We start from the raw sequence: 26,022 nt of genomic DNA on the forward strand, positions 1-26,022 counted from the left end.
GCATGGTAAATCTTATACGACGATATGTAGTAAGCGGTCTTGTTGTCGGCATGTTTGGTTGTTCGTCGTTTGACTACCCAGACCACGGAAAAGGTGGCTTGGCGGAAAACTATCAAGATATCTCAATTGAAAATTATCAGTTTTCCCCAGTCATGCCCGATGAACCGTTAGGTCCAGAGCATGGGTTGAGGTTTGATTGGCAACTCACCAAGCTACACCTAGACGCGTTGATTCAAGAAGGCGCACGCTGGTGCTTTCCTGCAGCAGTCGTGCAAGCGCTTGAGAAGCAAAGCAGAATCGCACGTGAGCTCGAAGGCGGACTTCTACTCGATGCAGCTAACGATCTGGTGATTCAGCGTCGACGTTTAAACCAACTTGAACAGCAACTCGACTATGTATTAAGCCAAACCACTTGTACGCCACCCGATGATATTGAAGCATTGCGTAGCGATTTGAACGTCGTCGCTGAAATTTATGCACTCCTCAATATTGATAATCAATTTGCTGTCGATTCAGCAGAAATTAATCCAAAGTACATGGGACATTTGGCAGAAGCTGCCTACATTTTACGTGACCACCCTAACCTAACTCTTGTGGTGACTGGGCATGCAGATGTCACTGGAGCACCAGATTACAACCAGAAACTCGCTCAAGTGCGTGCAGAACAAGTGAAGCGTTACCTGACTGTATTTGGCATCACTTCAGAACGCGTAACCACCAAATCTGTGGGAGATAGCCTACCGCTTTATGAAGGTGAAACACCTGCCGTGCGTTTAACCAACCGCCGCGTAAGCATCGAGGTTATTAGCCCTAATTCAGATAGCGATACCTCAGTAAATCGCAATCTATCTGCAGGAGGTACGCTATGAACACGATGAAACCATTTATCACCTTCGTTCTTTTGTGCTTGGTCGCTTGGGTACCTACTTCGTCTGCTGATGAAAACAATACTGTTAAGGTCGGCGATTTAATTCAGATTAACCTACCTGGAGAAGCTTCTTTAAATAAAGGGTTTCAAGTCGATCGCCGTGGGCGTATTAACTTACCAGAAGTCGGCCCTGTATTTGTTGCTGGATATAATGAGCAACAACTCCAAGACGTGATTATCGAAACGCTAAAAACCGTGTATCGTGACGTAAACAACGCTCGAGTCTTTATCAAACAACAACAGTTATTAGTGTCAGTCCAAGGCTACGTGGTCAAACCCGGGGAATATACCTTACCTTCAGGTTCCAACATTCAAATGTTTGTATACGAAGCTGGCGGCCTTCGCGCTGGTGCTCAGCTCGATAAAATGATCGTTAAACGCGGCGACAAAAATATCGAGTTTGACTACAAACGTTTCCTTGATACTGGTGACAATAGCCAGCTCCCGAAATTGGAATCGCTGGACGTACTGTTTGTTCCAGCATCTCCACTCGTTGGGAATATTGAGCAGGAATTTGATGCAGCAAAACTCGCGAATTCAGGCGATAGCGCAGACTCCGCTCGTGCCATAAAAGTCTTTGGTGAAGTGAATGCACCCGGCTCATTCTCTTACAAACCGAACACCACGCTCGTTGATGTCGTGATGAGAGCTGGCGGCGTAACACGATATGCCAGTGTTGAGCAAATTCGCGTGATCACAAATAACAACCCAACCATGTTTAATCTGAAAAAGTATCTAGATACGGGTGATCAAAGCTTACTACCAGAAATCCTACCGGGTGCCACCATCTTTGTTCCAAAACAGGAAGAAGAAATCAAAGCGGGTGCAAATGTGGTTTATGTCATGGGTGAAGTTGCCCACCCTGGCGCGTATGAAGGAAAGCAAGACGCTAGCTTCATGGATATTCTCGCCAATGCAGGCGGGCCTACTCGCTATGCAGAATCTCGCCAAATTCGTGTCATAAAAGCCGATGGTAAGGTCATCAAATTCGACCTAACCGCGCATACCGAGGGGCTGTCTTCGGTTAGACCACCGAATGTCGGACCTGGCGACGCGATTTTCGTCCCTGAGAAAACCGATTTCAACGAGAAGTCATGGCTAAAAGTGGCGCCAAGTCGAGCGGTCGCTGTGATGGGAGAAGTCGTGCGCCCGGGACGTATTGAATGGTCAGACGAAATGGATTTAATTGATCTGCTTGCGCATGTTGGCGGCCCAACACGTAGAGCTGACACCACCAAAATTGAAGTCGCCAATAATGGTCAAATGACACAGTTCGATTTAGATCAATACATTTTAGATGGCTCACCAACATCGAATCTGCCCCGAGTTTCTGCTGGCACGGTAGTAAGAGTCCATGCATTACCTGACGATCCATCAGACAACAAATCGCAATGGGTAAGCCAGAGCTCTGATGCCTCGATATATGTTTTCGGTCAAATCAATGCCCCAGGCCGCTATCGCTTTACCGAAGAGATGCACTTTCTGGATATTTTATCTGCCGCCGATGGACCAACAATGGATGCCGATATTCACAATATTCGTGTGACGCACCGTGGCCTAGGCTATGCCAAAGTGAGTAAATTGAATTTGTCGATGTACTTTGAAACGGGCGATGAGTCTATTCTGCCCCACGTTCGTCCCGGCGATACCATTTACATTCCGGAAAAAAACAAAAACTGGTTGGATCGCTCCAAAGAATCCACCGTGCGTGTATTAGGTGAAGTAAGAGACCCTGGGCGCTATGTATTTAATGACAACATGACGGTACTTGACTTGCTGGCCGAAGCAGGAGGCCCGACAAACAATGCGTATCTTGAAAAAATCAGTGTGGTCAACATGTCTTGCTGTCAGGGCCAAGCTCGAACATTTGATTTGGTGAACTTTAGCAAAACCGCCAACATTTATGATTTACCAGTCATCCGTGCAGGCGACACTATTTACATTCCACATAAAGACGAAAGCTTTGCTGAAAAAGCAAGAGCCGGATTAAGAGATATTTTACAAATCACCACAACCATCGTGTTAATAGGAGCGTTGTAATGACTATTCCTGCCACTCACGCTGAGATTGAGCAAATTTATCTTCAGAGTGAACAGAAAGGCCACAAAACGATTTGTGTTGTGGGTTGTAAGTCTGAAGACGGCGTCACTTCCGTGGCTTCATCTCTAGCAGAGCGTCTGGTTTTAGCTGGACACAATACTTTGTATGTGGATCTTAACCTGTTCAAGCCCGCGTATCGCACCATTCACGAGTTTGATGATACAGAAAAAGTTGGCCACCTGATCACAAGAGAAAATACGCATCAAACCTTAGTCGGTCTCCCTGCTCCATCTCTCGCCAGCACTCAATTGGCGTACCGAGACCCGACGATGCTGAAGCGCAATATTGCAGAGTGGTTAACGCAGTACGAGCGCGTCGTGATAGACACATCTCCACTTCTGAGTGTCAACCGAAGCAATATTGCCCCTCAAGTGATTGCGGGCGTATGTGATGCCACCTTATTAGTCGCACATTATGGCTCTACGACGGCAACCCAACTCGAACAAGCCAAAAAACTACTTGATGCTAGCGATGCGAATTTGATTGGGTCCGTGCTGAATATGAAGCATACACCTAGCCTGAAAGATGAGTTGATCCGCCAAGTTTCCAAGCTACGCTTTTTACCCAAAAAGTGGAAAGAAAAGATATCTCAACAAATTAAGAAAAGTGAACTGTTTATGTTATAGGGAGCGCCAATATGACTGCAAATAACACACCGACTATCGAACAGGAATTGGTGGATGAACACATTCTCCAGCAAATGATCAAAGATACGTGCGCCGAAATCATCCCTACTCTGATTGAACACTATATTGAAGAGTCACGAGAGCGCATGGAGAAAATAGAGCAAGCATTAAGCGCGAAAGACCTCCAAACATTAGAGTTCGAAGTTCATACACTCGGCAGCTCTGCCCTTGCTTTAGGTAACCGAACGCTTTCCAGACAAGCAAGAATGATTGAGAAATATTGTGTGGAAGGGAAAACACTAGAAGCATTGGCTCTCTGTGAGTCTCTTTCCCAGCTGGCAATTGAATCGTTTGACGCGCTAGAAAAGCGAAAAGATCAAGGGTTCGAGTAACCGTTTCAATAATAAATTATCTTATGAATCATCGCACTTATTAAAGTGCGATGCCGATATCATCTAAGACATTTACAATTTAACTTAATCAATTAAAAAGTATGGATTTTTCGCAAATTTCCCACCTTGTGCTAATACTTAGATAACGCTTTTCTCAAATTGAGAATATTCAGCACTAGAGAGCACTAAGCCATATAACTCGCTCATCACGCTAAATACAAATAATAGTGCTGACAAAAATCATAAAAATGAAACGAACTACGTTGGGATAGGACTATGAGACCAAGGGTGTTACTGGTAGAAGACTCTACTTCACTAGCCATACTTTATAAGCAGTATGTCAAAGACGAACCTTATGACATTTTTCATGTCGAAACAGGTCGCGAAGCAATTCAATTTATTGAAAGAAGCAAACCTCAGCTCATCATTCTCGATTTGAAACTGCCCGATATGTCTGGTGAAGACGTGTTGGATTGGATCAACCAGAATGACATTCCTACCTCCGTTATTATTGCTACAGCGCACGGCAGCGTAGACTTAGCCGTTAACCTAATTCAAAAAGGTGCGGAAGATTTCTTAGAAAAACCTATTAACGCCGATCGCCTAAAAACTTCTGTTGCATTACACCTCAAACGCGCCAAATTGGAAGATTTAGTAGAAAACATTCAGTCCAAGTTTGATCGCCATAACTATCACGGATTTATCGGTTCAAGTCTCCCAATGCAGGCGGTATATAAAACTATTGATGCCGTTGCTCCAACATCTGCCAGTGTCTTTATTGTGGGTGAAAGCGGCACAGGTAAAGAAGTCTGTGCTGAAGCCGTGCACCGTCAGAGCGACCGTAAAGACAAGCCTTTTATTGCAATTAACTGCGGGGCTATCCCACGAGATTTAATGGAAAGTGAGATTTTTGGCCACGTCAAAGGCGCATTTACCGGGGCCACAACAGACCGAAAAGGTGCTGCGACGCTGGCTCACGGTGGGACGCTTTTTCTCGATGAACTGTGTGAAATGGAACTTGAGATGCAAAAGAAGTTGCTCCGTTTTCTTCAAACAGGAACCTACACACCGCTTGGTGGCACTCGAGAGATGAAAGTGGATGTTCGAATCATTTGTGCCACCAACCGAGATCCATTAACAGAAGTGGAAGAAGGTCGTTTTCGTGAAGATTTGTATTACCGCGTACACGTAATACCTATCGATATGCCCCCTCTGCGCGAGCGAGGAAGTGACATCGTCACGCTAGCCAAGCACTTTTTGACCACTTATGCCAAACAGGACAAAAAGAAATTCTCAACAATCGACAGCGAAGCTCAACATATCATCAAGCACTACGAATGGCCGGGTAATGTAAGGCAATTGCAAAACATCATACGTAACATTGTAGTGCTTAATAATGACGAAAAAGTCACGGTGAATCACCTACCCGCTCAACTGACTAGAAAGTCTAAAACGGTGAGAACATCCACTCCCGCACATGTAACTCAAGAGCCAGCAAACCCTACAACAATAACATCCCAACCTGTGTATGTTGAGGAACAATCGGCCCCCGCTAGAGAACCGTCAATACCGACACCGGAACCTAACATACAATCCTCAGCGGCTGCCTCGCCGTACTTTAACTCTGATGGAACCATTCGCCCTATGTGGCAAGTGGAACGTGAGGCGATTCAAAACGCAATCGCATACTGTGATGGCAACGTTCTCAATGCCGCCGTAATGCTGGAGCTAAGCCCATCTACGGTTTACCGAAAAAAACAAGCGTGGGAAGCGGATGAAATTAATCTCGAACAATCTTGAGAAACCTGACGTTGGTGAAATTTGGATTTTTCTTGATAGCCGCCTGTTTGGCGGTATCGAAAGTCACGTCATAGAGCTTGCTCGTGGATTAATGACATTTGGGCACAAAGCACGTGTTGTCTTAACGACTGAGTACTCGCCACCAGCACAGATTGTAGAAAAAGCAGAAGAATCCACTATCCCTGTGAGTTACTTGAACTATTTGTCTGGTGAGCCACATAAGGCATTAAAGATCAAACACCTAACAAGCGCGGTCGCCAATCACCAACCATCGGTCATTCACTCCCACGGTTACAAAGCGTCAATCTTGGCGCGCTGTGCCAAGCTACTCACGCGCACATTTCCTCGCTTGATTTCAACTTATCATGCAGGAGAATCATCCTCGGGAAAACTGTGGCTCTATGATTGGCTTGATAGAAGTTCAGGCTACCTCTCTAACCACTGCTTTTCCGTCAGCCCAAGCATTCAGCGTAAAGTCATTTTCCCTTCGGAACTGCTGAATAACTTTGTTTCAATTCCCGATCGTAATCTCAACTATCAAGAAATCGCTTTCGTCGGCCGATTGAGCCAAGAAAAAGGTGCCGACCAATTTATCGAAGTGGCTAAGCTCTGCCCAACATTGCATTTTAGTGTTTACGGTGATGGACCCGAAAGAGAATCACTCGCCCACATTGCCCCTTCAAATGTGACATTTTTCGGTCATCAAACTGAAATGGAGACCGTTTGGAAAAACATTAGCGTGCTTGTTATTTCTTCTCGCTATGAAGGCCTGCCTATGGCGGCGCTTGAAGCAATGGCTAGAGGAATAGTCGTGATGAGCCTACGCGTGGGTCGCTTGCCCGATATTATCCAGACTGGCGAAAATGGCTTTATTGTCAATGACATCCCATCTCTCGCTCAATGCCTTAAACATTGGATGTCTCTTGATGAAGCGCAGCAATCTCACATTCGTCAAAACGCTCGGCAGACCATTATTGATGATTTCTCGGCGCAAAGCGTTATTCCTGTATTGCTACGAAAATATCAAATTGAAACGGAGCAATAAGCCATATTGGTTCTCAATATGAGAATATTGCTTCTCCCCTTAAGTCCAAGCACAAATATCTAATAACATTCAAATACATAAACTAATGGCATATTTTGGCATCTCTGTTGCAACTCAGCAGTTAACACAAGTTAATGATGAGACAGAGGTGACTTATGACTACTCCAAAACGCATTCTATATGTTCATTATGGTGATAACTGGATTCGCGGCAGTGAAGTGGTACTTCTGGATCTCATCTCAGGGATTGACCGTGATAAGTTTGAGCCATTCGTGTGGTCAAACTGCCAGCCACTAATCGATAAGTGTCAATCGCTCGGAATTGAAGCGGAACATTCTGTTTTCAATCTCGTTGGTGGCTGGAGTGCACCTCGCTGGGATATTAGCGGATGGAACAGCCTTATCAAACAGGGCTCAGCACTGATCGAAAAACACAATATCGACTTGGTACACGTTAATAGCGGTGGTCCTTGTCAATGGATGTGTTTGGCTGCACGTATGAATCACATCCCACTTGTCACCCAACTTCATTGTCACTATACATTGCGAGATCGCTTCTCTCTTGGGCTACACCTCTCCCCAAAATTGATTTGCGTTAGTAAAGATGTCGGTCGTGAAATTATTCAGGACGGTTACCCAGAAGACCAACTTTATGTTGTGCACAACGGTGTATCGCTTCTGGACTCTGATACGCCCATTGATATCAAGGCTCACCTCGGAATACCTCCACAAGCGTTTACCTTTCTCTCGGTAGGTTCATTGATTAAAAGAAAAGGATTCGACCGCCTTATTCGCGCTATGCGCATGCACAATTACCATCACGATAATCCTCATCTTGTTATCGTTGGCGATGGCGAGGAAAGAGAAACATTGCAACAACTTGCTTCGGATCTCGGTATCCAAGACAGAGTCCACTTTGTCGGGGAAAAAAGCAATGCTGGTGCATGGATGTCTGGGAATGCAGACGCTTTTATTAGCGGCGCCTACGAGGAAGCCTTTGGTCTCGTATTAGGGGAAGCGGCTTTAGCCCAATTACCTATCGTGGCTCCTAAAACGGGAGGTATTCCTGAGTTGTTCGAGCATAATCACTCTGCGCTACTGTACCAGAATCGCGGAATGGCAGGCTTATTAAACGCTATCCAACAAGTCATGCAAGATGTAGCTCTAAGAAACAAGCTAGCTGAAAACGCCTATCTTCATGCTAGCCAAAACCTCACGACTGCAGCATCCATAAGCGCCATTGAACGTATTTATGAAGGTGAGCTTGAGAACAACAGTATTACACCAATGCCAATGACTCACTGCATGAAGCCTCTTTCACGCTGGTTGAGCATCAATTGAGGAGCCCAGTCATGAAACGTGTATTAATGTTCGACGCCATCCCAATGCAAGGTGGTTCTAAGATTGCGAATGCAGAGCTCCTCAAACAGTGCGATAAACTGAACGTAATTGGTTATCTGCTGACCACGAATCCAGAGCATTGGGAGTCACTGCTTAGTGATACGCCTCGTGTGCAGATTATCAAAATCAAACCATCACCATTGAGCTCCACTCATGGCCTCACTTACTGGTTAATGAACGCGTATTACTTTATCCAACTGATTTTTGCGTGCATGAAACTACCAAAGATAGATAGCTTTTTAGGTCTATCTTGCCCAAGTAATGATATGCCTTTGTACTTACTGAGATTAATCAGCAAAAAGCCTGTTGTACAAATGGTTCATGGTCCAATTGGTCGTTCAAGATCTTCCGGCTACTGCTTGGTAAAAGCATCCGCAATTTATTACTTGGCAAACACCCGAGAATCGATGCTAGAGGCCTTACAGGTCTACCTCAAAACAGAGAAGCCAGCCACTGAACGCTATTGGTGTGGTTTGAATGCGTCTACGTTTGTTAACGGACTATCGAGAGACCGCTGGCCAAAACAAGCAAATCCGATTTCAAACCGCGTCTTCTGGGCAGCGAGCTTACTAAAATGGAAGAACATCGATCTTTTTCTTGATGCTTTAACACTTGATAAGACAAAAGAGATCAAATCTACCGTGTGTTACATCAAACCAAATGTGGCAGGTGTGGAATATTCAACACCAGACTTCACCACAAAAGGTGTTGAATGGCATGAGTGCCCAGATAACCTCGATGACCTACGCTCTCAGTGTGGTGTGTTTGTTTCCACCAGTGTTAACGAACCTTTTGGGTTATCCATTTTAGAAGCTCTCGCAGCAGGCATGTGCATCGTCATCCCACATGATGATAGCTACTGGGATCGCGTATTAACGCACGGCCGCAATTGCATCAAGTACACACCAAACAATGTGGCGTCGTTACATAACGCAATTCGCCTTTTGAATGAGTCTCCATGGATGAAAGTGACAATGGGTATCGAAGCACTCAACGTTTCTCAACTTTATACGGCCGAACGTTGTTATCTGCCAATCGCTCAGCACCTTGCAGCAGAATCCGCACCGAATGGCGATTGTAAACTCAAAACACCGCGATACATCAAAGGATATGACCATGTCTAAAGCAATGACCAATATGTCGCTGTTCGCTATCGCGTTAGTGATAAACAAAAGCATCAGCTTAATCATGCTGCCTGTATTGCCCCACTTTCTCTCACCAGAACAAATGGGCAAGCTTGAACTGCTTACCACCTTTGGCGTTGTCACAACCTTATTCGTCAGTTTCGCTTTGCATGAAGCGCTGTATCGATTCGTCGGGGTTGAAAAGGATCAAAATACGCGCACAAGCCTTCTAAACCAGCTGTACTCACTTGCTTTGTTCATCGCTGGTATCGTGGCTTTATGCCTACTCGCTATCATTATGCTCGCGCCTATTCCTGCACCTTTTACGCGCGTCGAGTTTGCTATTGTTATGTTTGCTATCGTTCTAGAAGGCAGTATCGCAATCGGCACAGCTTGGTTGAGAACACAGGACGACAAAGCAAGAACCCTACTTAACGTCATGGTGACTACCACTGTTTTTCAGGTCATTTTCATCATCACGGCACTGTCTGTTCACCCACATGTTATTTCTGTTTTATGGGGTGGCTTGTTGGCTGCTATTACTCAGTTTGTCTGGCTGCAAATCATTAACCGCTACAGCATGACTCTGCCAAATCTGACAGTGGCGAAACAATACCTAAATTACTGTCTGCCAATGATGATGGCTGGATTGGTTGCGTTTTGTCTCAATGGCGCTGAACGCTGGTTCATCGGCGCGAACGCCTCACTTGCGACATTAGGGATTTACGCAATAGCCGTAAAATTTGCGGTTGGCATGTGTATTTTAGTTCAGCCATTTGGCATGTGGTGGATGCCACGTCGATTTAATTACCTAGAAGTGCGTAGGAGTACAGAAGCTGTGCGCATCACTCATCTAGGCATGATTTACATTACAGGGTTAAGTGTTGCAGTCGGTACATTAGCAATGGTGATGATCACTTACCTGTTACCAGTAACCTATCATGAGGCGGTACTGTTCAGCTTGTTCTTACTGCCTATCGCTATGCTAAAAGAGTGGAGCGAGCTCATTAATATTTCCATTTTGTACAAGCGTCGTACTCGCTGGTTACTGGGTATTAATGTCGTCTCAGCATGCGTTGCAATTGCTTTGCTGTTTGGCCTATCGTCCCTGGGTATCTATGGAGTTTTCATTGCGCTTTATTACGCTCAACTGTGTAAGCTTGGCCTTACTTATGTGGTAGGCCAACAATGCATGCCGTTGCCTTTTCACCTAAGTCTGATGGTTTTATTGCAGATTATCTCCGGTGTGGCACTGTTCCTGCTTCACTCCTCACAATCAATAGGCATCGCCATCGCAATTTGCATTTTGACATGCACTTTGCTGGCAGGGATAGCCACTCGCTATATGAGTAAAGAGACGCTAAATGCGCTCACTCGATACATGGTGAAATGGCGTGGACAGGTGAAGAGATACTCGTTATGACTGAAAGCAAGGTGAGAAGAAAGCAGTCCATCGCAGCGCTGACGATTACCGTCTGTATCGGCTTGCTTTGGATTGTTATGCCTCACCCTATTTTGATCGTCGCACTATGTTTCGCCCCGCTGGCTTTACTGTTCGTTCTCAACCAAACGTTTTGGCTCGTCACGCTGTTCGTTATTTTTTCATTCTTCCGTATTCACGAAGCGTTTCCCGTTATCTATAACTTTAAGATCCCATTGCTACTATCATTGGGGGCACTGGCCGCACTTGCTTTCCACCTTTTAATAAGTCGCCAGCTTACTGCTTTTTGGCACCCTTCATTAAAATGGCTGTGCATATTTTGGGGGCTGGTGATCATCGGCATCGTCTTCGCCTCCAGTCGTGACATTGCCATTACGGTTTTCAAAAATACCTACTGGAAAATCATCATTATGACATTGGCGATCACCTGGCTTATTACCAAGCCTGCTCAGTTGGCACAAATGTCGAAAGCGATAATTTTCGCCGGATTGTTGATTGGTTTAGTCGCATTACAAAACGCAGCGAATGGCATTGATTTAGTGGAAGGGACGCGTGTATCGATTGGACGCTCAATAGGTTCAGTACTCGGCGATCCGAACGACTTGGCGCTGGTATTAATGTTTCCCCTCGCCTTTACCGTTAGTCAGTTGATGGAGAAACGTTCACCTAAGCATCTCCGACTCTTCGCACTTGTTACCTGTTTGGTATTGTTTTTTGCGATTATTGAGACACAAAGCCGCGGGGGCTTGTTAGGCTCTCTATCGGTATTTGCGTACTTTGCCTTTAAGCATATCAAAAGCAAAACGTTAGTCTTAGTACTAGGCGCCGTCGCAGCCATCGTACTCTACGCATTTGCTGGTATCTCAGGGCGAGAATCGGGTGGCGCAGCCGAGGATGGTATAGATGCCTCTGCGATGGGACGACTTTACGCGTGGGAAGCCGCATTTAAAATGGCTCTCCACCATCCGTTAACTGGGGTTGGGCTTGATAATTTCTACTTCAATTACTATTTCTATAGCCCTCACTGGGATGGCATCAATCACGCCGTACACAGTACTTGGTTTGGCGTATTAGCAGAAACAGGGTTTGTTGGACTAGCTGTGTTCATTACATTGATTGTGTCATTGATTCGAACCTCTTTGCATTCTATTTCACTACTGACGCCAACATCGGATTACACCCTCTCTGTTGGAGCAAACGCAGTCTTAAGTGGGCTGATCGGGACCATCGTATCAGGCACTTTCCTCACTCAAGGTTTCACTTGGCCAATTTACATTCTGGCAGCATTAACGGTTGTCGTTAGCCGAATCGTTCAAAGTGATTGTCAAAATGAGAAATCCTAATTTCAAATACCAATAGAAAGTCCAATTACCTGTTTTATAACAAATAAATCCTTGGCACGTATTGTGATTACTCTCTTGATTAGTAATCAAATAACGAAGACTCAAGGAGAGCCACATGACAGACATCGTAGTATTTGGAGAAGATTTTGGTGGGTTACCCTCCTCCACTCAACACATTGTCAAACGACTAGCAACGAGCCACCGCATCCTTTGGGTTAACTCAATCGGTCTGCGTCAACCTAGGCTGACCGCTAAAGACATACAACGTGCGTTAAACAAGCTCACTCGTGTGTTTAATAACGCTGGATCGCATAAGCCAACGTTAGAGTCTGAAATAAACCCAAATATTCACACCAATAACCTACTCACTATTCCTGCTCCAAGTTCTGCGCTGGCAAGAAAAGTAGCGGCTAAGATGATGAAATACCAGCTCAATAAACAATTACACGCTCTTGGTTTTGATAAGCCTATATTTTGGACATCTCTCCCGACGGCCGCAGATGTTTGTGCGAAAATGAATTCACGTGGGCTAGTTTACTATTGTGGCGATGACTTTAGCGCTTTAGCTGGTGTTGACCACGACACGGTTGCCAAGCATGAACGTACACTGGTTAACGCGGCTGATGTGATTTTTACAGCAAGTGACAAACTCGCCACTCAATTTCCATCTGGTAAAACCGTCACTTTGCCTCACGGTGTCGACTTTAGTCTGTTTTCTGAGCCAGCACCTAAGGCTGAAGATTTTCCTAATAATGGTCGCAAAGTGCTGGGCTTTTATGGCAGTTTGTCTGAATGGTTAGACTACGACTTAATTGCCCAAGTCGCAGACCAAGCGCCTGACTGGGATCTCGTGTTCATCGGCCCTAACGAGTTCAGTGATAATCCGCTTCCACAAAGAAGCAACATATACTACCTTGGCCCGAGATCGCATCACACTCTGCCACGTTACTCCCAACACTGGGATGCCAGTTGGCTGCCCTTTGTTGATAACGCTCAAATCAAGGCATGTAATCCGCTTAAACTTCTTGAGTACTTGGCAACAGGAACCCCTGTTATCAGCACACCGTTTCCTGCATTAATGCCCTACAAACATATGCTTCATGTGGTTCAAGATGTCGAAGACGTGCGTGCCAGTCTCGATCACCTCCTACCGCCACCGACAGATTCAAAGTCATTTGTTCAACAGCAAAGCTGGGAAGCAAGAGCCAACCAAGTTGATAAATTAGTGAGGGCGCTATGAACGATTTAAGAGAAAACCTCAGTGTACTGTTACATGGGGCTTGGAGACGTCGCTACATGATCGTTATTCCTATGCTTGTATTGCCTGTGCTGGGTTTCATCGTAAGTAAACTGGTTCCGACGACTTATGTCGCTCATACAAGTATGCTTATCCAAGAGACAGCGAAAATGAACCCATTCCTTCAAGATCTTGCCGTCTCAACCATGCTGAAAGACCGATTGAGCGCACTCAGTACCTTGCTAAAAAGCCGACATGTTTTGTACTCAGTTGCCAAAGAACAAGCGCTGATTAGTGACGACATGAGTGCTAAAGAGCAAGAGTTCATCATTAAAGATCTCGCGTCGCGTTTGTCTGTTCAGCAGCTTGGTAAGGACTTCATTCAAATCCAACTACGAAGTGGCAAACCGAATGGCATGGAGTCGATGTTACTCTCCGTCAGCGAACATTTTGTCGAACAGCTTTTAGCTCCTGAACGATCTTCAATTAAAGATTCAAGTCACTTTTTAACCATCCATATTAATAAACGCAGAGAAGAGCTGGATAAAGCAGAGCAAGCGTTCGCGGAATACAAGAATACTTACTCTCACGCGACGCCTGAAATGCAAGCACAAAGCCTGACTCGTCTGGCAAGCCTTAAACAAACCTTGGCAGAAAAAGAAGCGGAGCTTGCTGGTGTTACCCGAAGCCTAGGTAGTTTGGACCAACAGCTTTCTAAAACCAACCCGGTTATCGGTAAGCTTGAAGAACAAATCATCGACATTCGTAGTGAGCTCACTTTGCTTCGCGCCAAGTACACTGAGGCGCATAGCATGGTTCAAGGCAAGCTACGAGAGTTAAACCGCTTGGAGCAAGAGCGCTCAGTACTATTGAACTCTAAACAACCGGAATTAAACAGCGCCCAACTTTGGGATATCGCTAGCAATACCACCGTAAACAGTCTTGGAGAAGCTCAGCCTCTTCTGGTCTCTCAGCTTCACCAACTGCAAATTATGCGCGGACGCTTTGAAGCCCTCACAGAAGAAACAAATAGCTTACGAAAAATGATTCAAGAGTTAGAAAGTAATGCGCATCGATTTGGTAGCACAGCAACAGAAATCAACCGCCTAGCTCGTGATGTAGCGGTAAAAAGAGAAATGTATGATGACCTTGTAGAGCGTTATGAAATGGCTCAATTAACTGGTTCACTTGGCGTATTTGAAGAGAATAAACGCGTGAAAATCATTGATGAACCTTTCACACCAACCATTCCGTCTAACTTACCTAGTTTTGTGTTTGTCATTTTAGGGTTTATCGGTGGCGCGGGTTTGGGCATTGGATTAGCGACGATACTTGAGTTAGCAGATAACTCTATCCGCTCTAAAAGAGCATTAGAAAAGCATCTTGGCGTTCCTGTGATCACCACTCTACCTAAAGTGGTATACGGAAGCTAACAGCCGTTAACACTCCATGACAAGCACTCGTTCAGCGAGTGCTTTTCTTTTTGTGCTTATTCTAACTCCGCATAAGGTTTCCACTAATATGAATCTCAAATTGAGAATAAACATCGAACTTCATATGTGTCGCCATTAACTTAATGTTTTTAAACACTTAATTTATTGGCACGCAGTCTGCAATTCCTGAATAAACAAAGAACTCAACGAGGGTTTGAGAATGGAATTCAGACAAAAGCAAAATAGCACTCAACGCAATAAAAAAGTGATATTACACGTCGTGCAGCACTTAGCTCCTGGCGGTTTGGAAACGCTCGTATTAGAGATGCTTCGTTTTGCGCAACCGAATCATTCCGTGTTTGTCGTAAGTTTAGAGGGAAGCAAAGCGCAAGCACTGCAATGCTGGTCAAAACTCTCGGCCTACCAAGGCCAACTGCACTTTCTCAATAAGAAACCTGGATTCAGCGGGACAACCATCAGTACGCTGACTTCCATGCTCAAAGGACTTAAGCCTGATGTGGTCCACACTCACCATATCGGACCACTCTTATATGGTGGGATTGCGGCACGCTTAGCGCAGGTGCCAGTAATTATCCATACTGAGCACGACGCCTGGCATCTGAATAGCAGAAAGTCAGCTCGACTGCAGTCCCTACTGCTAAAAATGATTCGTCCACATGTGGTTGCCGATGCGAACTTTGTCGCCGAACAAATCCAGAAAAAACTGAATTACCGCAAAGTTTGCACCATACATAATGGAATCGATTGCCAGAAATTTCAAAGCGGTAATCAAGCAACCAAGAGAAACTTGTTTGGGCTTCCAGCCAACAAAACCGTAATTGGAGTAGCTGGACGTTTAGAAGCAGTTAAAGGCCATAAAGTGCTTATCGAAGCCTTCTCTCATCTTACGCCAAACACACACCTAGCCATTGCTGGAGATGGTTCTCAGAGAGCTCAATTGGAAGCACAAGTTAGAACGTTAAAACTTGAGGATCGCGTTACCTTTTTAGGCTTGGTCGACGATATGCCCAGCTTTTACCAAAGCCTCGATTTATTTTGTTTACCGTCGCTTCAAGAGGGTTTCCCCCTCTCAACACTAGAAGCTCAAGCATGTGACGTTCCTTGTGTCGCAACCGATGTTGGTGGCGTGAAAGAGACGCTCTGCCCGATTAACAGCACATTGGTTGAAGCCAACCGTGTGTTCTCTTTGGCGGAAGCTTTGTCGCTGCAATTGAAATCAACCCATGGTTCTCCTCGAACTTTTATTCTCAAACATTTTGATATCAGAGACATGGTGGGTCGCTACTCACGTTTGGCCAAGGAGGCTAGCTATGAATGATTTACTTTGGATTACAGGTTTTGGTTTATCCGCATTTTTGATTGTCTATCATCATGTTGGTTATCCATTGCTACTTAAATGGCTTCCTTTAAAACAGCAAAAAACCACAGCACCATTTGTAGAGCGAGCTTACAAAGCCTCTCAAACAGACAGTCAGTTACCATCTGTTACTGTCATCGTGCCCGCCTACAATGAAGAACAATGGATAGCAGAAAAGATCCGCAACCTTGCGAGCTTAGATTACCCAAGAGATAAATTGAAAGTGGTGATCGCATGTGATGGCTGCACAGATAACACAGCCGAGATTGCTCAAGCGACGATTCAAGAAGCAATCTGCTCCGATACACTGTTCATCATTAATGACCACCAAGTCAATCGCGGTAAAGTTGCCCTACTCAACGAAGAAATGCGTCATGTTAGCTCGGACATTACCGCACTGAGTGATACATCGGCATTGATTTCTTGCGATTCTCTGTTGCTAGCTAGTCAGCATTATCAAAATGAGAAGGTTGGAGTGGTTAACGCGACATATCAAATAATGAGTACCGATAACCAAGGTGAAGCAGCGTACTGGCAATACCAGTCTCGAGTGAAGCACCAAGAATCCTTGCTGGGTTCAACGATTGGTTCTCACGGTGCGTTTTATACATTCAGAACCCACCTATTTGAACCACTTGAAGTCAGCACCATCAATGACGATTTTATTCTCCCTATGAGAATCGTTTTGCGAGGCTATAACGCTATCTACGAACCTAACATGCTAGCTCTTGAACTCGAACAAAGCTCAGACGACGCAGACTTCAAGCGACGCCTAAGAATTTCAGCAGGTAACATGCAGCAGCTCATGCAATTAAAGAAATTACTGCTACCTCGCTATCGTGGCACTGCCTTTGCATTTCTATCGGGAAAGGTTCTGCGCTTAGCAACACCCTATTTGATGATTGTTTGCTTGGTTTGTTCACTACTACTGGCACACAACCCGCTTTTTCAAGTAATGCTGCTCGCTCAAGCCTGTGTTTATGGTATCGCACTTGTCACTTACTTGGTGCCTGCACTTAACACAGTCAAACCTTTTAAACTGATTAGCTACATCGTCATTGGTCATCTCGCCAATTTCATCGGCGGTATGAAGTATTTGCTAGGAATGGAAAATGGACGTTGGAAACGCGTCAACCAATAAGGAAAGCATCATGAAAAACTCACGCTACGATTCAAATGTATGCCACGCGAAAAGAACGTTTGATGTACTGGTTGCAATGTTTATTTTGCTCGTCACTGCACCACTATTCCCATTTATCGCGCTAGCTATAAAAATCACATCAAAAGGCCCAGTGATCTATCGTCAACTGCGTGTTGGGCGCTGTACACCAGAAAAAATGGATCTTTTTCAAATCATGAAGTTTCGCACCATGTATATTGATGCGGAGCAACGCTCCGGTGCAGTTTGGGCAACCGAAAATGATCCTCGAATCACACCAGTAGGACGTTTTTTACGTAAGACGCGTTTAGATGAGTTACCACAGCTGTTTAATGTGTTGAGAGGTGAAATGTCCATGATCGGGCCACGTCCAGAGCGCCCTGCTTTCTACCAAAAGTTGGAAGATGAAATCCCTTATTTTGTAGAACGCACATATGGCGTATTACCAGGAATTACAGGCCTAGCGCAAGTTAACCAAGGCTATGATGCATGCATTGAAGATGTAAGACGTAAAGTTGGTTTTGACCACAGTTACGCACTAAGCTTAGGTTCGTTCTACTCTTGGATTTCAATGGACCTTTCAATCATGAGTAAAACATTCGTTGTAATGATTGATGGACGAGGCCAGTAGTTTCTCGATTCTGGTAACGATCACTCTTGCCACTGGCGTCGCATCTTTTCGATGGTCGCTGGTGGCACATCATGAATGCTTTGATACGCGCCGCGACACACTTTAACTTCCACCTCAATGCGCTTCTTCACGCAGTAGTCCAAGTAACGCTTCATCTCCCAGTGCCGAACAAACGTATTACTCACAATCACGACTTTCCCTTTGTTCAACCACTTTCGAGTTTGCTGAAAACACCATTCATGCGCTTGGGGTAACTCAGTTGGGTTAAAGTGATAATCACCTTCATCATTTTCAAAATACATGTCAGCTTCAAAATGCTTAGCACCAAGCTCTATCGCCAATTGCTTTGCTAAGGTTGTTTTACCTGAACCTGGAAGTCCACGAATAAGAATGAGTTTAGCCAGTGACATAATGCTGTTAAATGAGGTGGGAATAAGCCCAAACTGTAACGGAATTATTGAAAAAGAAAAGTAGAAATAAAAAATGCCGAGCGCATTAGGCTCGGCATTTAAATTCAATAGTGGATAGTGTTTATTTGTAAGCTGACAGTTCGGTTCTTAACCCTTTAACCAAGCTTACACACATCAACAACAGAACAAAGGTAAACGGTAATCCCGTTGCAACCACACCGGACTGCAATGCTTGCAAGGCTTCTTTACCACCAACCCAAAGCATAACAGCTGCAATTGCACCTTCAATACAAGCCCAGAAAATACGCTGTGGAATTGGTGCATCAATCTTACCACCCGCAGTGATACTATCGATAACCAGTGAGCCAGAGTCTGATGATGTAATAAAGAACACCAGAATCAGCACGATAGAAAGCATTGAAATCACTGAGCTATACGGAAGCGCATCGTAAACATGGAACAGAGTCAGTGAAATATCAGTTAGACCATTTGCACCTAGCTCCCCCACTTTATTCACCACTTGGTCAAGCGCGATACCACCGAATACAGACATCCAAATCAAGGTAACGACAGTAGGAATAACGATCACTGCGAACAGGAATTCTCGAACCGTACGACCTTTAGACACACGCGCGATAAACATACCAACAAACGGTGACCAAGATACCCACCAAGCCCAGTAGAATACCGTCCAGCCGTGCATCCAAGTTTCATCTTCACGACCGTGGGGGTTGCTCAACGGAATAATATTTTCAATGTAAGCCATTGTTGTGTCGCGTAGCGAACCCCACGCCGTATCAAACGTGATAAAGGTAATGAAAATAAGCAGGGCAAACGCAACCACCATATTGACGTTACTCAGTAGCTTAACACCACCATCAATACCACGAATTACTGATAGCACCGCGATAAAGGTAACAAAGGTGATCACAATCATTTGTGTACCAATGCCGCCTTCTAGACCAAAGACATGGTTAATACCACTGGTCGCCTGCTGAGCACCGAGACCCAGCGACGTTGCAAGACCAAACAGCGTGGATAAAACGGCAAGAATGTCGATAACATGTCCTAACCAACCCCATGCTCGGTCACCAAAAATTGGATAAAACGCCGCGCGCAATGAAAGCGGTAAGCCCTTGTTAAAAGCAAAAAACGCAAGTGCTAGTGCAACGAGTGCGTAAATACTCCAACCATGCACACCCCAGTGGAACATGGTGGCACCCATCGCTAGAGATTTCGCTTCTTCTGTGTATGGCACTGCGTTCAGTGGCATTCCCCACCAATCAGTGAAGTACGCGGTCGGCTCCGCCACACTCCAGAACAGAAGGCCAATACCCATACCAGCAGCAAAGAGCATCGACAACCAAGAAACGGTTGAGTGATCCGGCGTTGCTTCTTTGCCACCTAAGCGGATTTTACCCAGCGGAGAAAAAAGAAGAGCAACAGCGAATAATAAGAAGAAGTTTGTCGACCACATAAAGAACGCATCAAACTGTTCGATAATTCCGTTTTTCAGACCGTTTAATACATCACGAGCAGTGGTTGGCTCAACAAGAAGAAGTGAAATTAGACAGAAAACAACGAGACCCGCACTGATGCCAAAAACGGGGTTATGTATGTCGAATCCCCACTTTTGAACGTTGTCCTGTCCAACCTGATAGTCTGTTGTGTCGATACTATATTTTTTAAATGCATTATCCATAAATACAAATTTAACGTGAATTTGAAACGCCCCTCAGGTGAGAAGAACTCCAATACCGCCCTCCATTAATTTGAACTCTAAAGTTTTAAAGCGGGGCGAAGTTTAGCAGTAATCACATATTTTTGCAAAAAATCGCCATTTATTGCATTTTTGGCTCAGTTAAAGGCAGATGAGAACAAAGTAATATCAACACAAAAATTATGAGGTCTAACGATTGATTTTATCGTAATTTGATCGTTCGAAAAGCACTGGAAATACTTGCGCTCTGTGGCTTTATCATTGAAGGGCGCGTAAATTGAGATAAGTAACACTGACTTGGTTTCAAAGATAGCGATGAAACCAAGTCAGTAAAGTTTTCATAGAGACTGATTATTATAGGAAATGGAAGGTAATATTCCCCGTCACACTGCTCACGGTGTCACTATCGCTGTCAATATCCACGCCAAACGCTTGATAGCTTGCCCCAATAGAAACATTATCGAGCAAGAAGTATTCGGCACCGACACCATACATGTAGGAGACACCATCATCTTTATCTAGATTTCTCAGTCCGCCGTCATAATCAACATTGAATGCATTGATGCCACCTTTGGCATAGACATGAAGCGGCCCAAAGTCGATGCTTGGTTTCGCTGCTAAATAGAATGAATCAAAATCAGCACTACCCCTGCTGCCACTCAGTGATAAATCCACCTTGCCGTGATTAAAGTAACCTGCTTCAATGCCAATGAATGGCAAAATACCAGTACCTACATGAATACCGTAGGTTGTATCGTTTTCGCTATCGATATCAGATTGACCAATTTGACCGCCAGCGTAAATCCATGAGTCAGCCATTGCTGATGTTGAGCACAACGTTAGAGCTAATAACGAGAGTGTTTTTTTCATACTATCCCTTCCTGAGCGATTCCTAAGCGAAACATTACGCAAATATGCGCATTTAATCGCCACTATATATTGGAAAGCATGAGCATTTTAAGATCCAAAAGTGAATAATTTATGTTCAACTTTTGTTTTGTGACTTCCAGACAAAAAAACACCGACATAAAGTCGGTGTTTTTCATATGGGTGTTAGAAAGCTAGACGCTTATAGGAAATGCAGTGTTGCGTTAACAGAGAACGTGCCGATATCGTCTTTACCCGCCGTGTAGTTCATGTAGCTAGCACCAACAGACATCGGACCAAAAATGAAGTACTCAGCACCTACACCGTACATTAGATCCAAATCGTCATCGTCTTTGCCGCCTTTCACTTCTTTGTCCCACTGGTGGAAGCCACCTTTTGCATACACATGCAGTGGACCAAAGTCGATGCTTGGCTTAAGTGCTGCGTAGTAAGACGTTAGCTTAGTGTCTTGACCATTTACGTTAAATTCACCGTGTTGCGTCACACCAGCTTCAATACCAATGATAGGTAGAATGCCTGTACCAACGTGAACAGAGTATGATGTATCCGTCTCACCTTTGTAGTCAGACTGACCTACTGTTGCACCACCGTAAATCCAAGAATCTGCCATTGCCGCAGAAGATGCGCCAAGTAGCGCCACTGCTAATAGAGTTTTTTTCATCATCTACCTTTACTCTTTATTATTCCCACGTCTGCATAACTCAGTCGTTGGTACTACAAATAAAGGGAGGCGAACCATTGCCTCCCAGAACTAAAAAATAACGCTTATTGAGTTACTAGCAATTAGTGTACCAGTAATCTCATACGCGAGAATTACAAATCTGACGCTATTTTACTGGTTGATTAGCAAGCATCAATCGCGTTTTTGACTCGTTTATCAGAAACAGGATAAGGAGTGCCTAATTGTTGAGCAAAGTAACTCACGCGAAGCTCTTCAATCATCCAACGCACTTCCTTTACGTTTTCAGGAATGGCCACACCTTTCGGGATCTTGTTCAGCAACTCTTTATAGTCTTGAGTCACAGATTCAATCTTCAGCATATGTAAACGATCTTTGTTTGGATCGATTGGCAACTTCTCCATACGACGCTCTATCGCACGCATGTAGCGAAGAATATCCGGCAAGCGTTTCCAGCCACATTCCGTCGCAAAGCCTTTGAAGATCAAGCCTTCAATTTGTGCTTTGATATCCGACAGAGCAAACGCCATTGTGAAGTCGATCTTGCCTTTTAGCTTCTTATTGATGCTGAACGCCGTTGTCAGAATAGTCTCAACCTGTTTCGCGATCTCTACGACGGTATCACCCAGTTCAGCACGAACGTGTTCTTTCAACGCCTCGAACTTCTCAGGCTCCCAAACTAAGCCACCCTGCTCTTCAATAAGCTTATCGACACCACAGGCGATACAGTCATCAATCAGATCAAGCACTTTGCCGTAAGGGTTAAAATACAAACCCAACTTCGATTTGTTCGGTAAGTTAGCGTGCAGATATTTAATTGGAGACGGTACATTCAACAAAATCAAACGACGCTGACCAGCACGCATTGCCGTTATCTGCTCGTACTCCGTTTCGTAGAGTTTGATTTCAACGCTGTCTTTGCTATCAACAAGTGCTGGATAGGCTTTTACATCGTAGCCACCACGTTTTTGTTGATACACTTTCGGCAATTCACCGAAGCTCCACGTATGCAGACCTTGCTGTTCAATATCGTCATCCGCCACTTTGGAAAGCGTTTCTTGAACTTTGTCTTTCAAGCTCTCTTTCAATTCGTGAAGGTCTTTATGTTCCTTCAGTTTGCGATTTCGATGATCAACCGCTCGGAACGTGACTTTCAAGTGCTCAGGCACCTGTTCCAAGTTCCAGTTTTCACGCAATACTTCTACACCCGTCATACGGCGCAGTTCTTTTTCTAGCGAGTCTAGCAGCGGTGCTTCCATTGGTGTTACACGTGCTAAGAATGCATCGGCATAGTTCGGCGCAGGCACAAAGTTCTTACGAATTGTCTTCGGCAGCGATTTAATCAAACTAACAATAAGCTCATGACGCAGACCAGGGATCTGCCAATCAAAGCCCGCTGGTTCAACTTGGTTTAAAATCGGCAACGGCAAATGCACTGTGACGCCGTCACTATCATCGCCTGGTTCAAATTGGTAACTCAACTTGAGCTTCAAACCATTTTGATGCCAGAAGTTCGGGTAATCCAAGTCGGTGACATGACTAGCGTCGCCCTTGAACAGCATCTCTTTTTCAAAGTTCAGCAGTTCAGGATCTTCTTTCGATGCTTTTTTCCACCACGTATCGAAATGTTTACCAGACACCACTTCGGTACCAACACGTTGGTCATAGAAATCAAACAGCTCATCATCATCCACCAAGATGTCACGACGACGAGATTTGTGCTCAAGCTCTTCCACTTCTTGCAGAAGCTTGCGGTTTTGCTTAAAGAACGCGTGTTTGGTTTCCCACTCACCTTCGACCAGTGCACTACGAATAAAGATTTCGCGGCTAACGGTCGGATCGATACTGCCGTAGTTGACCAAACGCTTTGGTACAATTGGCACGCCGTAAAGCATGACTTTTTCGTGCGCCATCACCGCCGCACGTTTCTTCGACCAATGCGGTTCGCTGTAGCTGCGCTTGATAAGGTGTTTGGCTAATGGCTCAATCCATTCCGGCTGAATCTTGGCAATGATACGGCCCCAAAGTTTCGAGGTTTCCACCAACTCGGCTGACATTATCCACTTAGGTTGTTTCTTAAATAGACCCGATGCAGGGAAGATGTGGAAACGAGCGTTGCGCGCGCCTTGATATTCATTCTTTTCTTGGTCTTTCATACCGATGTGCGACAGCAAACCAACCAAGATCGCACTGTGTACACCATGGTACGACGCAGGCTCATCGTTAAGTTTGAATTCCATTTCACGCATCGACTGATGAATTTGGAAGTACACGTCTTGCCACTCGCGAACGCGCAAGTAGTTCAAATAATCTTGCTTGCACTGTTTGCGGAACTGGTTGCTAGACAACGCTTTTTGCTGCTTTTGTATGTATTCCCACAAATTCACAAACGTCAGGAAGTCCGACTCTTCATGGAAGAAACGACGGTGCTTATCATCTGATGATTGTTGTTTGTCTGAAGGACGCTCGCGTGGATCTTGAATCGACAAGGCTGCTGCAATGATCATCACTTCTTTAAGCGCACCATATTTTGGCGCTTCCAAAACCATACGCGCCAAGCGTGGGTCGATTGGCAAACGAGCTAATTGGCGACCGATGGAAGTCAGGCGTTTTTTCGGGTCTTTTACCTCAGAATTAATCGCGCCAAGCTCTTCCAGCAAACGAACACCATCTTGGATGTTACGTTTGTCCGGCGCTTCCACAAATGGGAAAGCTTGAATGTCGCCCAAGCCAAGTGCCGTCATCTGTAAGATAACCGATGCTAGGTTGGTACGCAGGATCTCGGGGTCGGTAAACTCTGGGCGCGACTCAAAATCTTCCTCTGAGTACAGACGGATACAGATACCCTCTTCCACACGACCACAACGACCTTTACGTTGGTTCGCACTCGCCTGAGAAATCGGCTCAATTGGAAGACGCTGAACCTTAGTACGGTAACTGTAGCGGCTAATGCGCGCCGTGCCCGGGTCGATAACATATTTAATACCCGGAACTGTTAGCGAGGTTTCTGCCACGTTGGTTGCCAGTACAATTCGGCGACCAGCATGAGGTTGGAAAATCTTGTTCTGCTCGCCCGCCGACAAACGCGCGTAAAGCGGCACAATTTCGGTGCTCTTCAGATTGCGTTTAGACAGTGCATCTGCGGTATCACGAATTTCACGCTCACCGTTCATGAAGATCAGAATGTCACCTAAACCTTCATCGCACAATTCGTCTACCGCTTCGAAGATGCCTTCAAGTTGGTCACGATCATTGTCGTCATCACCGCTTAATGGGCGGTAACGAGTTTCTACTGGGTAAGTACGACCTGACACTTCAATAATTGGTGCATTGTTGAAGTGTTTTGAGAAGCGCTCTGGGTCAATGGTTGCCGACGTGATGATCACTTTCAAATCAGGACGACGTGGTAGCAACTCCTTTAAGTAACCCAAGATGAAATCGATATTAAGGCTGCGCTCGTGCGCTTCATCAATAATGATGGTGTCGTATTGATTCAAGAAACGGTCGTGCTGAATCTCAGCCAGCAAGATACCATCTGTCATCAATTTGATTTGGGTATTTTCAGAGATCTGATCGTTGAATCGAACCTTGTAACCAACAAACTCACCAAGCTTGGTTTCCATCTCTTCGGCAATACGGTTAGCAACCGAACGCGCTGCAAGACGACGAGGCTGAGTATGACCAATCAGGCCGAACTTACCGCGACCAAGCTCAGCGCAGATTTTTGGCAGCTGAGTGGTTTTACCAGAACCGGTTTCACCCGCGACGATAACCACTTGGTTTTCTTCAATCGCTTTAGCGATGTCGTCACGCTTTTGGCTGACGGGCAGAATTTCTGGGTATTCAATCGTTGGTTTGTAGCTGCCACGTTGCTCAGCAACCATCATTGATTTGGCAATGTCGAGTGCAATTTCATCAAACACAGCATTACGTGCTGCGTCTTTCTTAATTTTGCTCGCACCAGAAATGCGTTTACTTAAACGGAAGCGGTCACGCATCATGCACTGGCTTAACGCTTTGCGTAGAGACGCCGCGCTATTCACTTGAGCCTGAGGTGCTTTATCTTGTTTCGCTGTCGCCTTTTGCACACCATTTGACGGTGTCGCTTGCTCTTCAGCGGAATTCTTTTTTGGGGGCTGTGACGAAGTCAAAGCGTTTCCTATTCTTTTCATTACAAAAACTGCGCGGATTGTATCACACAAGATCTGCAACAAGATAACCGAAACCACATTCAAATTTTTCGAACATATTCAGCGAATCCCTATACTTTTTAACCAACATGCCTCGC

General features: G+C 45.1%; 20 protein-coding genes. 15 read left to right on the forward strand and 5 right to left on the reverse strand.

Annotation, left to right across the window (positions count from 1 at the left end; all coding sequences use genetic code 11):
- Nucleotides 1-2: 2 nt before the first annotated feature.
- The 15 genes from R2S67_RS05730 (at nucleotide 3) to R2S67_RS05800 (ending at nucleotide 18,037) form a co-directional block, all read left to right on the forward strand.
- Entirely contained in the window at nucleotides 3-869 is an 867-nt protein-coding gene (locus R2S67_RS05730; RefSeq protein ID WP_317342769.1) for an OmpA family protein, read from the forward strand.
- Nucleotides 866-2,968: an SLBB domain-containing protein gene (locus R2S67_RS05735; RefSeq protein WP_005394266.1), complete on the forward strand. Its 2,103-nt coding sequence runs from the start codon at nucleotides 866-868 to the stop codon at nucleotides 2,966-2,968. Before R2S67_RS05730 ends, R2S67_RS05735 begins: the two co-directional genes overlap by 4 nt.
- Nucleotides 2,968-3,654 (forward strand): AAA family ATPase, encoded by a 687-nt coding sequence (locus R2S67_RS05740; RefSeq protein ID WP_047008761.1) that lies wholly within the window; start codon nucleotides 2,968-2,970, stop codon nucleotides 3,652-3,654. The genes R2S67_RS05735 and R2S67_RS05740 overlap by 1 nt, the downstream gene beginning before the upstream one ends.
- Before the next feature lie 11 nt (nucleotides 3,655-3,665).
- Nucleotides 3,666-4,046, forward strand: a complete 381-nt coding sequence (locus tag R2S67_RS05745; protein ID WP_012841848.1) for an Hpt domain-containing protein — start codon at nucleotides 3,666-3,668, stop codon at nucleotides 4,044-4,046.
- 276 nt (nucleotides 4,047-4,322) lie between these two features.
- Nucleotides 4,323-5,846 carry a sigma-54-dependent transcriptional regulator gene (locus tag R2S67_RS05750; protein WP_053807394.1) on the forward strand — a complete coding sequence of 508 codons (1,524 nt, stop codon included), beginning with the start codon at nucleotides 4,323-4,325 and terminating at the stop codon, nucleotides 5,844-5,846.
- Nucleotides 5,821-6,891 carry a glycosyltransferase family 4 protein gene (locus R2S67_RS05755; protein ID WP_317342770.1) on the forward strand — a complete coding sequence of 357 codons (1,071 nt, stop codon included), beginning with the start codon at nucleotides 5,821-5,823 and terminating at the stop codon, nucleotides 6,889-6,891. The genes R2S67_RS05750 and R2S67_RS05755 overlap by 26 nt, the downstream gene beginning before the upstream one ends.
- A gap of 155 nt (nucleotides 6,892-7,046) precedes the next feature.
- Nucleotides 7,047-8,231 (forward strand): glycosyltransferase, encoded by a 1,185-nt coding sequence (locus tag R2S67_RS05760; protein WP_145474042.1) that lies wholly within the window; start codon nucleotides 7,047-7,049, stop codon nucleotides 8,229-8,231.
- Between the two features lie 11 nt (nucleotides 8,232-8,242).
- Nucleotides 8,243-9,415, forward strand: a complete 1,173-nt coding sequence (locus R2S67_RS05765; protein ID WP_047008757.1) for a glycosyltransferase family 4 protein — start codon at nucleotides 8,243-8,245, stop codon at nucleotides 9,413-9,415.
- Nucleotides 9,408-10,838 (forward strand): lipopolysaccharide biosynthesis protein, encoded by a 1,431-nt coding sequence (locus R2S67_RS05770; protein ID WP_317342771.1) that lies wholly within the window; start codon nucleotides 9,408-9,410, stop codon nucleotides 10,836-10,838. The genes R2S67_RS05765 and R2S67_RS05770 overlap by 8 nt, the downstream gene beginning before the upstream one ends.
- Entirely contained in the window at nucleotides 10,835-12,199 is a 1,365-nt protein-coding gene (locus tag R2S67_RS05775; RefSeq protein WP_317342772.1) for an O-antigen ligase family protein, read from the forward strand. Before R2S67_RS05770 ends, R2S67_RS05775 begins: the two co-directional genes overlap by 4 nt.
- Nucleotides 12,200-12,314: 115 nt before the next feature.
- Entirely contained in the window at nucleotides 12,315-13,439 is a 1,125-nt protein-coding gene (locus R2S67_RS05780; RefSeq protein ID WP_317342773.1) for a glycosyltransferase, read from the forward strand.
- Nucleotides 13,436-14,869: a chain-length determining protein gene (locus tag R2S67_RS05785; protein WP_317342775.1), complete on the forward strand. Its 1,434-nt coding sequence runs from the start codon at nucleotides 13,436-13,438 to the stop codon at nucleotides 14,867-14,869. The genes R2S67_RS05780 and R2S67_RS05785 overlap by 4 nt, the downstream gene beginning before the upstream one ends.
- Before the next feature lie 220 nt (nucleotides 14,870-15,089).
- Complete coding sequence (locus tag R2S67_RS05790) at nucleotides 15,090-16,208, forward strand: glycosyltransferase (RefSeq protein ID WP_317342776.1); 1,119 nt, start codon at nucleotides 15,090-15,092, stop codon at nucleotides 16,206-16,208.
- The gene (locus tag R2S67_RS05795) at nucleotides 16,201-17,388 is read left to right on the forward strand and encodes a glycosyltransferase family 2 protein (protein ID WP_237311688.1); all 1,188 of its coding nucleotides are present in this window, start codon (nucleotides 16,201-16,203) and stop codon (nucleotides 17,386-17,388) included. Before R2S67_RS05790 ends, R2S67_RS05795 begins: the two co-directional genes overlap by 8 nt.
- A gap of 10 nt (nucleotides 17,389-17,398) precedes the next feature.
- Nucleotides 17,399-18,037 (forward strand): sugar transferase, encoded by a 639-nt coding sequence (locus tag R2S67_RS05800; RefSeq protein WP_005394228.1) that lies wholly within the window; start codon nucleotides 17,399-17,401, stop codon nucleotides 18,035-18,037.
- 20 nt (nucleotides 18,038-18,057) lie between these two features.
- On the opposite strand, the gene R2S67_RS05805 is transcribed toward R2S67_RS05800, so the two are convergent.
- The 5 genes from R2S67_RS05805 to hrpA all read right to left on the reverse strand — a co-directional run bounded on the left by R2S67_RS05805 (nucleotide 18,058) and on the right by hrpA (nucleotide 25,885).
- Nucleotides 18,058-18,447, reverse strand: a complete 390-nt coding sequence (locus R2S67_RS05805; RefSeq protein ID WP_005394226.1) for an ATP-binding protein — start codon at nucleotides 18,445-18,447, stop codon at nucleotides 18,058-18,060.
- Between the two features lie 121 nt (nucleotides 18,448-18,568).
- On the reverse strand, nucleotides 18,569-20,149 hold the full coding sequence (locus tag R2S67_RS05810; protein WP_005394224.1) for a BCCT family transporter: 1,581 nt from the start codon (nucleotides 20,147-20,149) through the stop codon (nucleotides 18,569-18,571).
- 372 nt (nucleotides 20,150-20,521) lie between these two features.
- Nucleotides 20,522-21,037, reverse strand: a complete 516-nt coding sequence (locus tag R2S67_RS05815; RefSeq protein ID WP_005394222.1) for an outer membrane beta-barrel protein — start codon at nucleotides 21,035-21,037, stop codon at nucleotides 20,522-20,524.
- A 199-nt stretch (nucleotides 21,038-21,236) separates the two neighbouring features.
- On the reverse strand, nucleotides 21,237-21,716 hold the full coding sequence (locus R2S67_RS05820) for an outer membrane beta-barrel protein (protein WP_005394221.1): 480 nt from the start codon (nucleotides 21,714-21,716) through the stop codon (nucleotides 21,237-21,239).
- Nucleotides 21,717-21,898: 182 nt separating this feature from the next.
- Nucleotides 21,899-25,885 (reverse strand): ATP-dependent RNA helicase HrpA, encoded by a 3,987-nt coding sequence (gene hrpA / locus R2S67_RS05825; protein WP_301577903.1) that lies wholly within the window; start codon nucleotides 25,883-25,885, stop codon nucleotides 21,899-21,901.
- Nucleotides 25,886-26,022: the final 137 nt, after the last annotated feature.

Source organism: Vibrio sp. T13N (genome assembly GCF_032970445.1).
In the GTDB taxonomy this organism is placed as follows: domain Bacteria; phylum Pseudomonadota; class Gammaproteobacteria; order Enterobacterales; family Vibrionaceae; genus Vibrio; species Vibrio diabolicus.

Excerpts from the sequence above, each read along its gene's own strand:
- R2S67_RS05760 (WP_145474042.1), top strand. The coding sequence starts at position 7,047 with ATGACTACTCCAAAACGCATTCTATATGTTCATTATGGTGATAACTGG.
- R2S67_RS05805 (WP_005394226.1), bottom strand. The coding sequence starts at position 18,447 with ATGTCACTGGCTAAACTCATTCTTATTCGTGGACTTCCAGGTTCAGGT.
- R2S67_RS05820 (WP_005394221.1), bottom strand. The coding sequence starts at position 21,716 with ATGAAAAAAACTCTATTAGCAGTGGCGCTACTTGGCGCATCTTCTGCG.
- R2S67_RS05800 (WP_005394228.1), top strand. The coding sequence starts at position 17,399 with ATGAAAAACTCACGCTACGATTCAAATGTATGCCACGCGAAAAGAACG.
- R2S67_RS05735 (WP_005394266.1), top strand. The coding sequence starts at position 866 with ATGAACACGATGAAACCATTTATCACCTTCGTTCTTTTGTGCTTGGTC.
- R2S67_RS05755 (WP_317342770.1), top strand. The coding sequence starts at position 5,821 with ATGAAATTAATCTCGAACAATCTTGAGAAACCTGACGTTGGTGAAATT.
- R2S67_RS05770 (WP_317342771.1), top strand. The coding sequence starts at position 9,408 with ATGTCTAAAGCAATGACCAATATGTCGCTGTTCGCTATCGCGTTAGTG.
- R2S67_RS05730 (WP_317342769.1), top strand. The coding sequence starts at position 3 with ATGGTAAATCTTATACGACGATATGTAGTAAGCGGTCTTGTTGTCGGC.
- R2S67_RS05780 (WP_317342773.1), top strand. The coding sequence starts at position 12,315 with ATGACAGACATCGTAGTATTTGGAGAAGATTTTGGTGGGTTACCCTCC.
- R2S67_RS05810 (WP_005394224.1), bottom strand. The coding sequence starts at position 20,149 with ATGGATAATGCATTTAAAAAATATAGTATCGACACAACAGACTATCAG.
- R2S67_RS05790 (WP_317342776.1), top strand. The coding sequence starts at position 15,090 with ATGGAATTCAGACAAAAGCAAAATAGCACTCAACGCAATAAAAAAGTG.
- R2S67_RS05775 (WP_317342772.1), top strand. The coding sequence starts at position 10,835 with ATGACTGAAAGCAAGGTGAGAAGAAAGCAGTCCATCGCAGCGCTGACG.
- R2S67_RS05765 (WP_047008757.1), top strand. The coding sequence starts at position 8,243 with ATGAAACGTGTATTAATGTTCGACGCCATCCCAATGCAAGGTGGTTCT.
- R2S67_RS05750 (WP_053807394.1), top strand. The coding sequence starts at position 4,323 with ATGAGACCAAGGGTGTTACTGGTAGAAGACTCTACTTCACTAGCCATA.
- R2S67_RS05795 (WP_237311688.1), top strand. The coding sequence starts at position 16,201 with ATGAATGATTTACTTTGGATTACAGGTTTTGGTTTATCCGCATTTTTG.
- R2S67_RS05740 (WP_047008761.1), top strand. The coding sequence starts at position 2,968 with ATGACTATTCCTGCCACTCACGCTGAGATTGAGCAAATTTATCTTCAG.
- R2S67_RS05815 (WP_005394222.1), bottom strand. The coding sequence starts at position 21,037 with ATGAAAAAAACACTCTCGTTATTAGCTCTAACGTTGTGCTCAACATCA.
- R2S67_RS05785 (WP_317342775.1), top strand. The coding sequence starts at position 13,436 with ATGAACGATTTAAGAGAAAACCTCAGTGTACTGTTACATGGGGCTTGG.
- R2S67_RS05745 (WP_012841848.1), top strand. The coding sequence starts at position 3,666 with ATGACTGCAAATAACACACCGACTATCGAACAGGAATTGGTGGATGAA.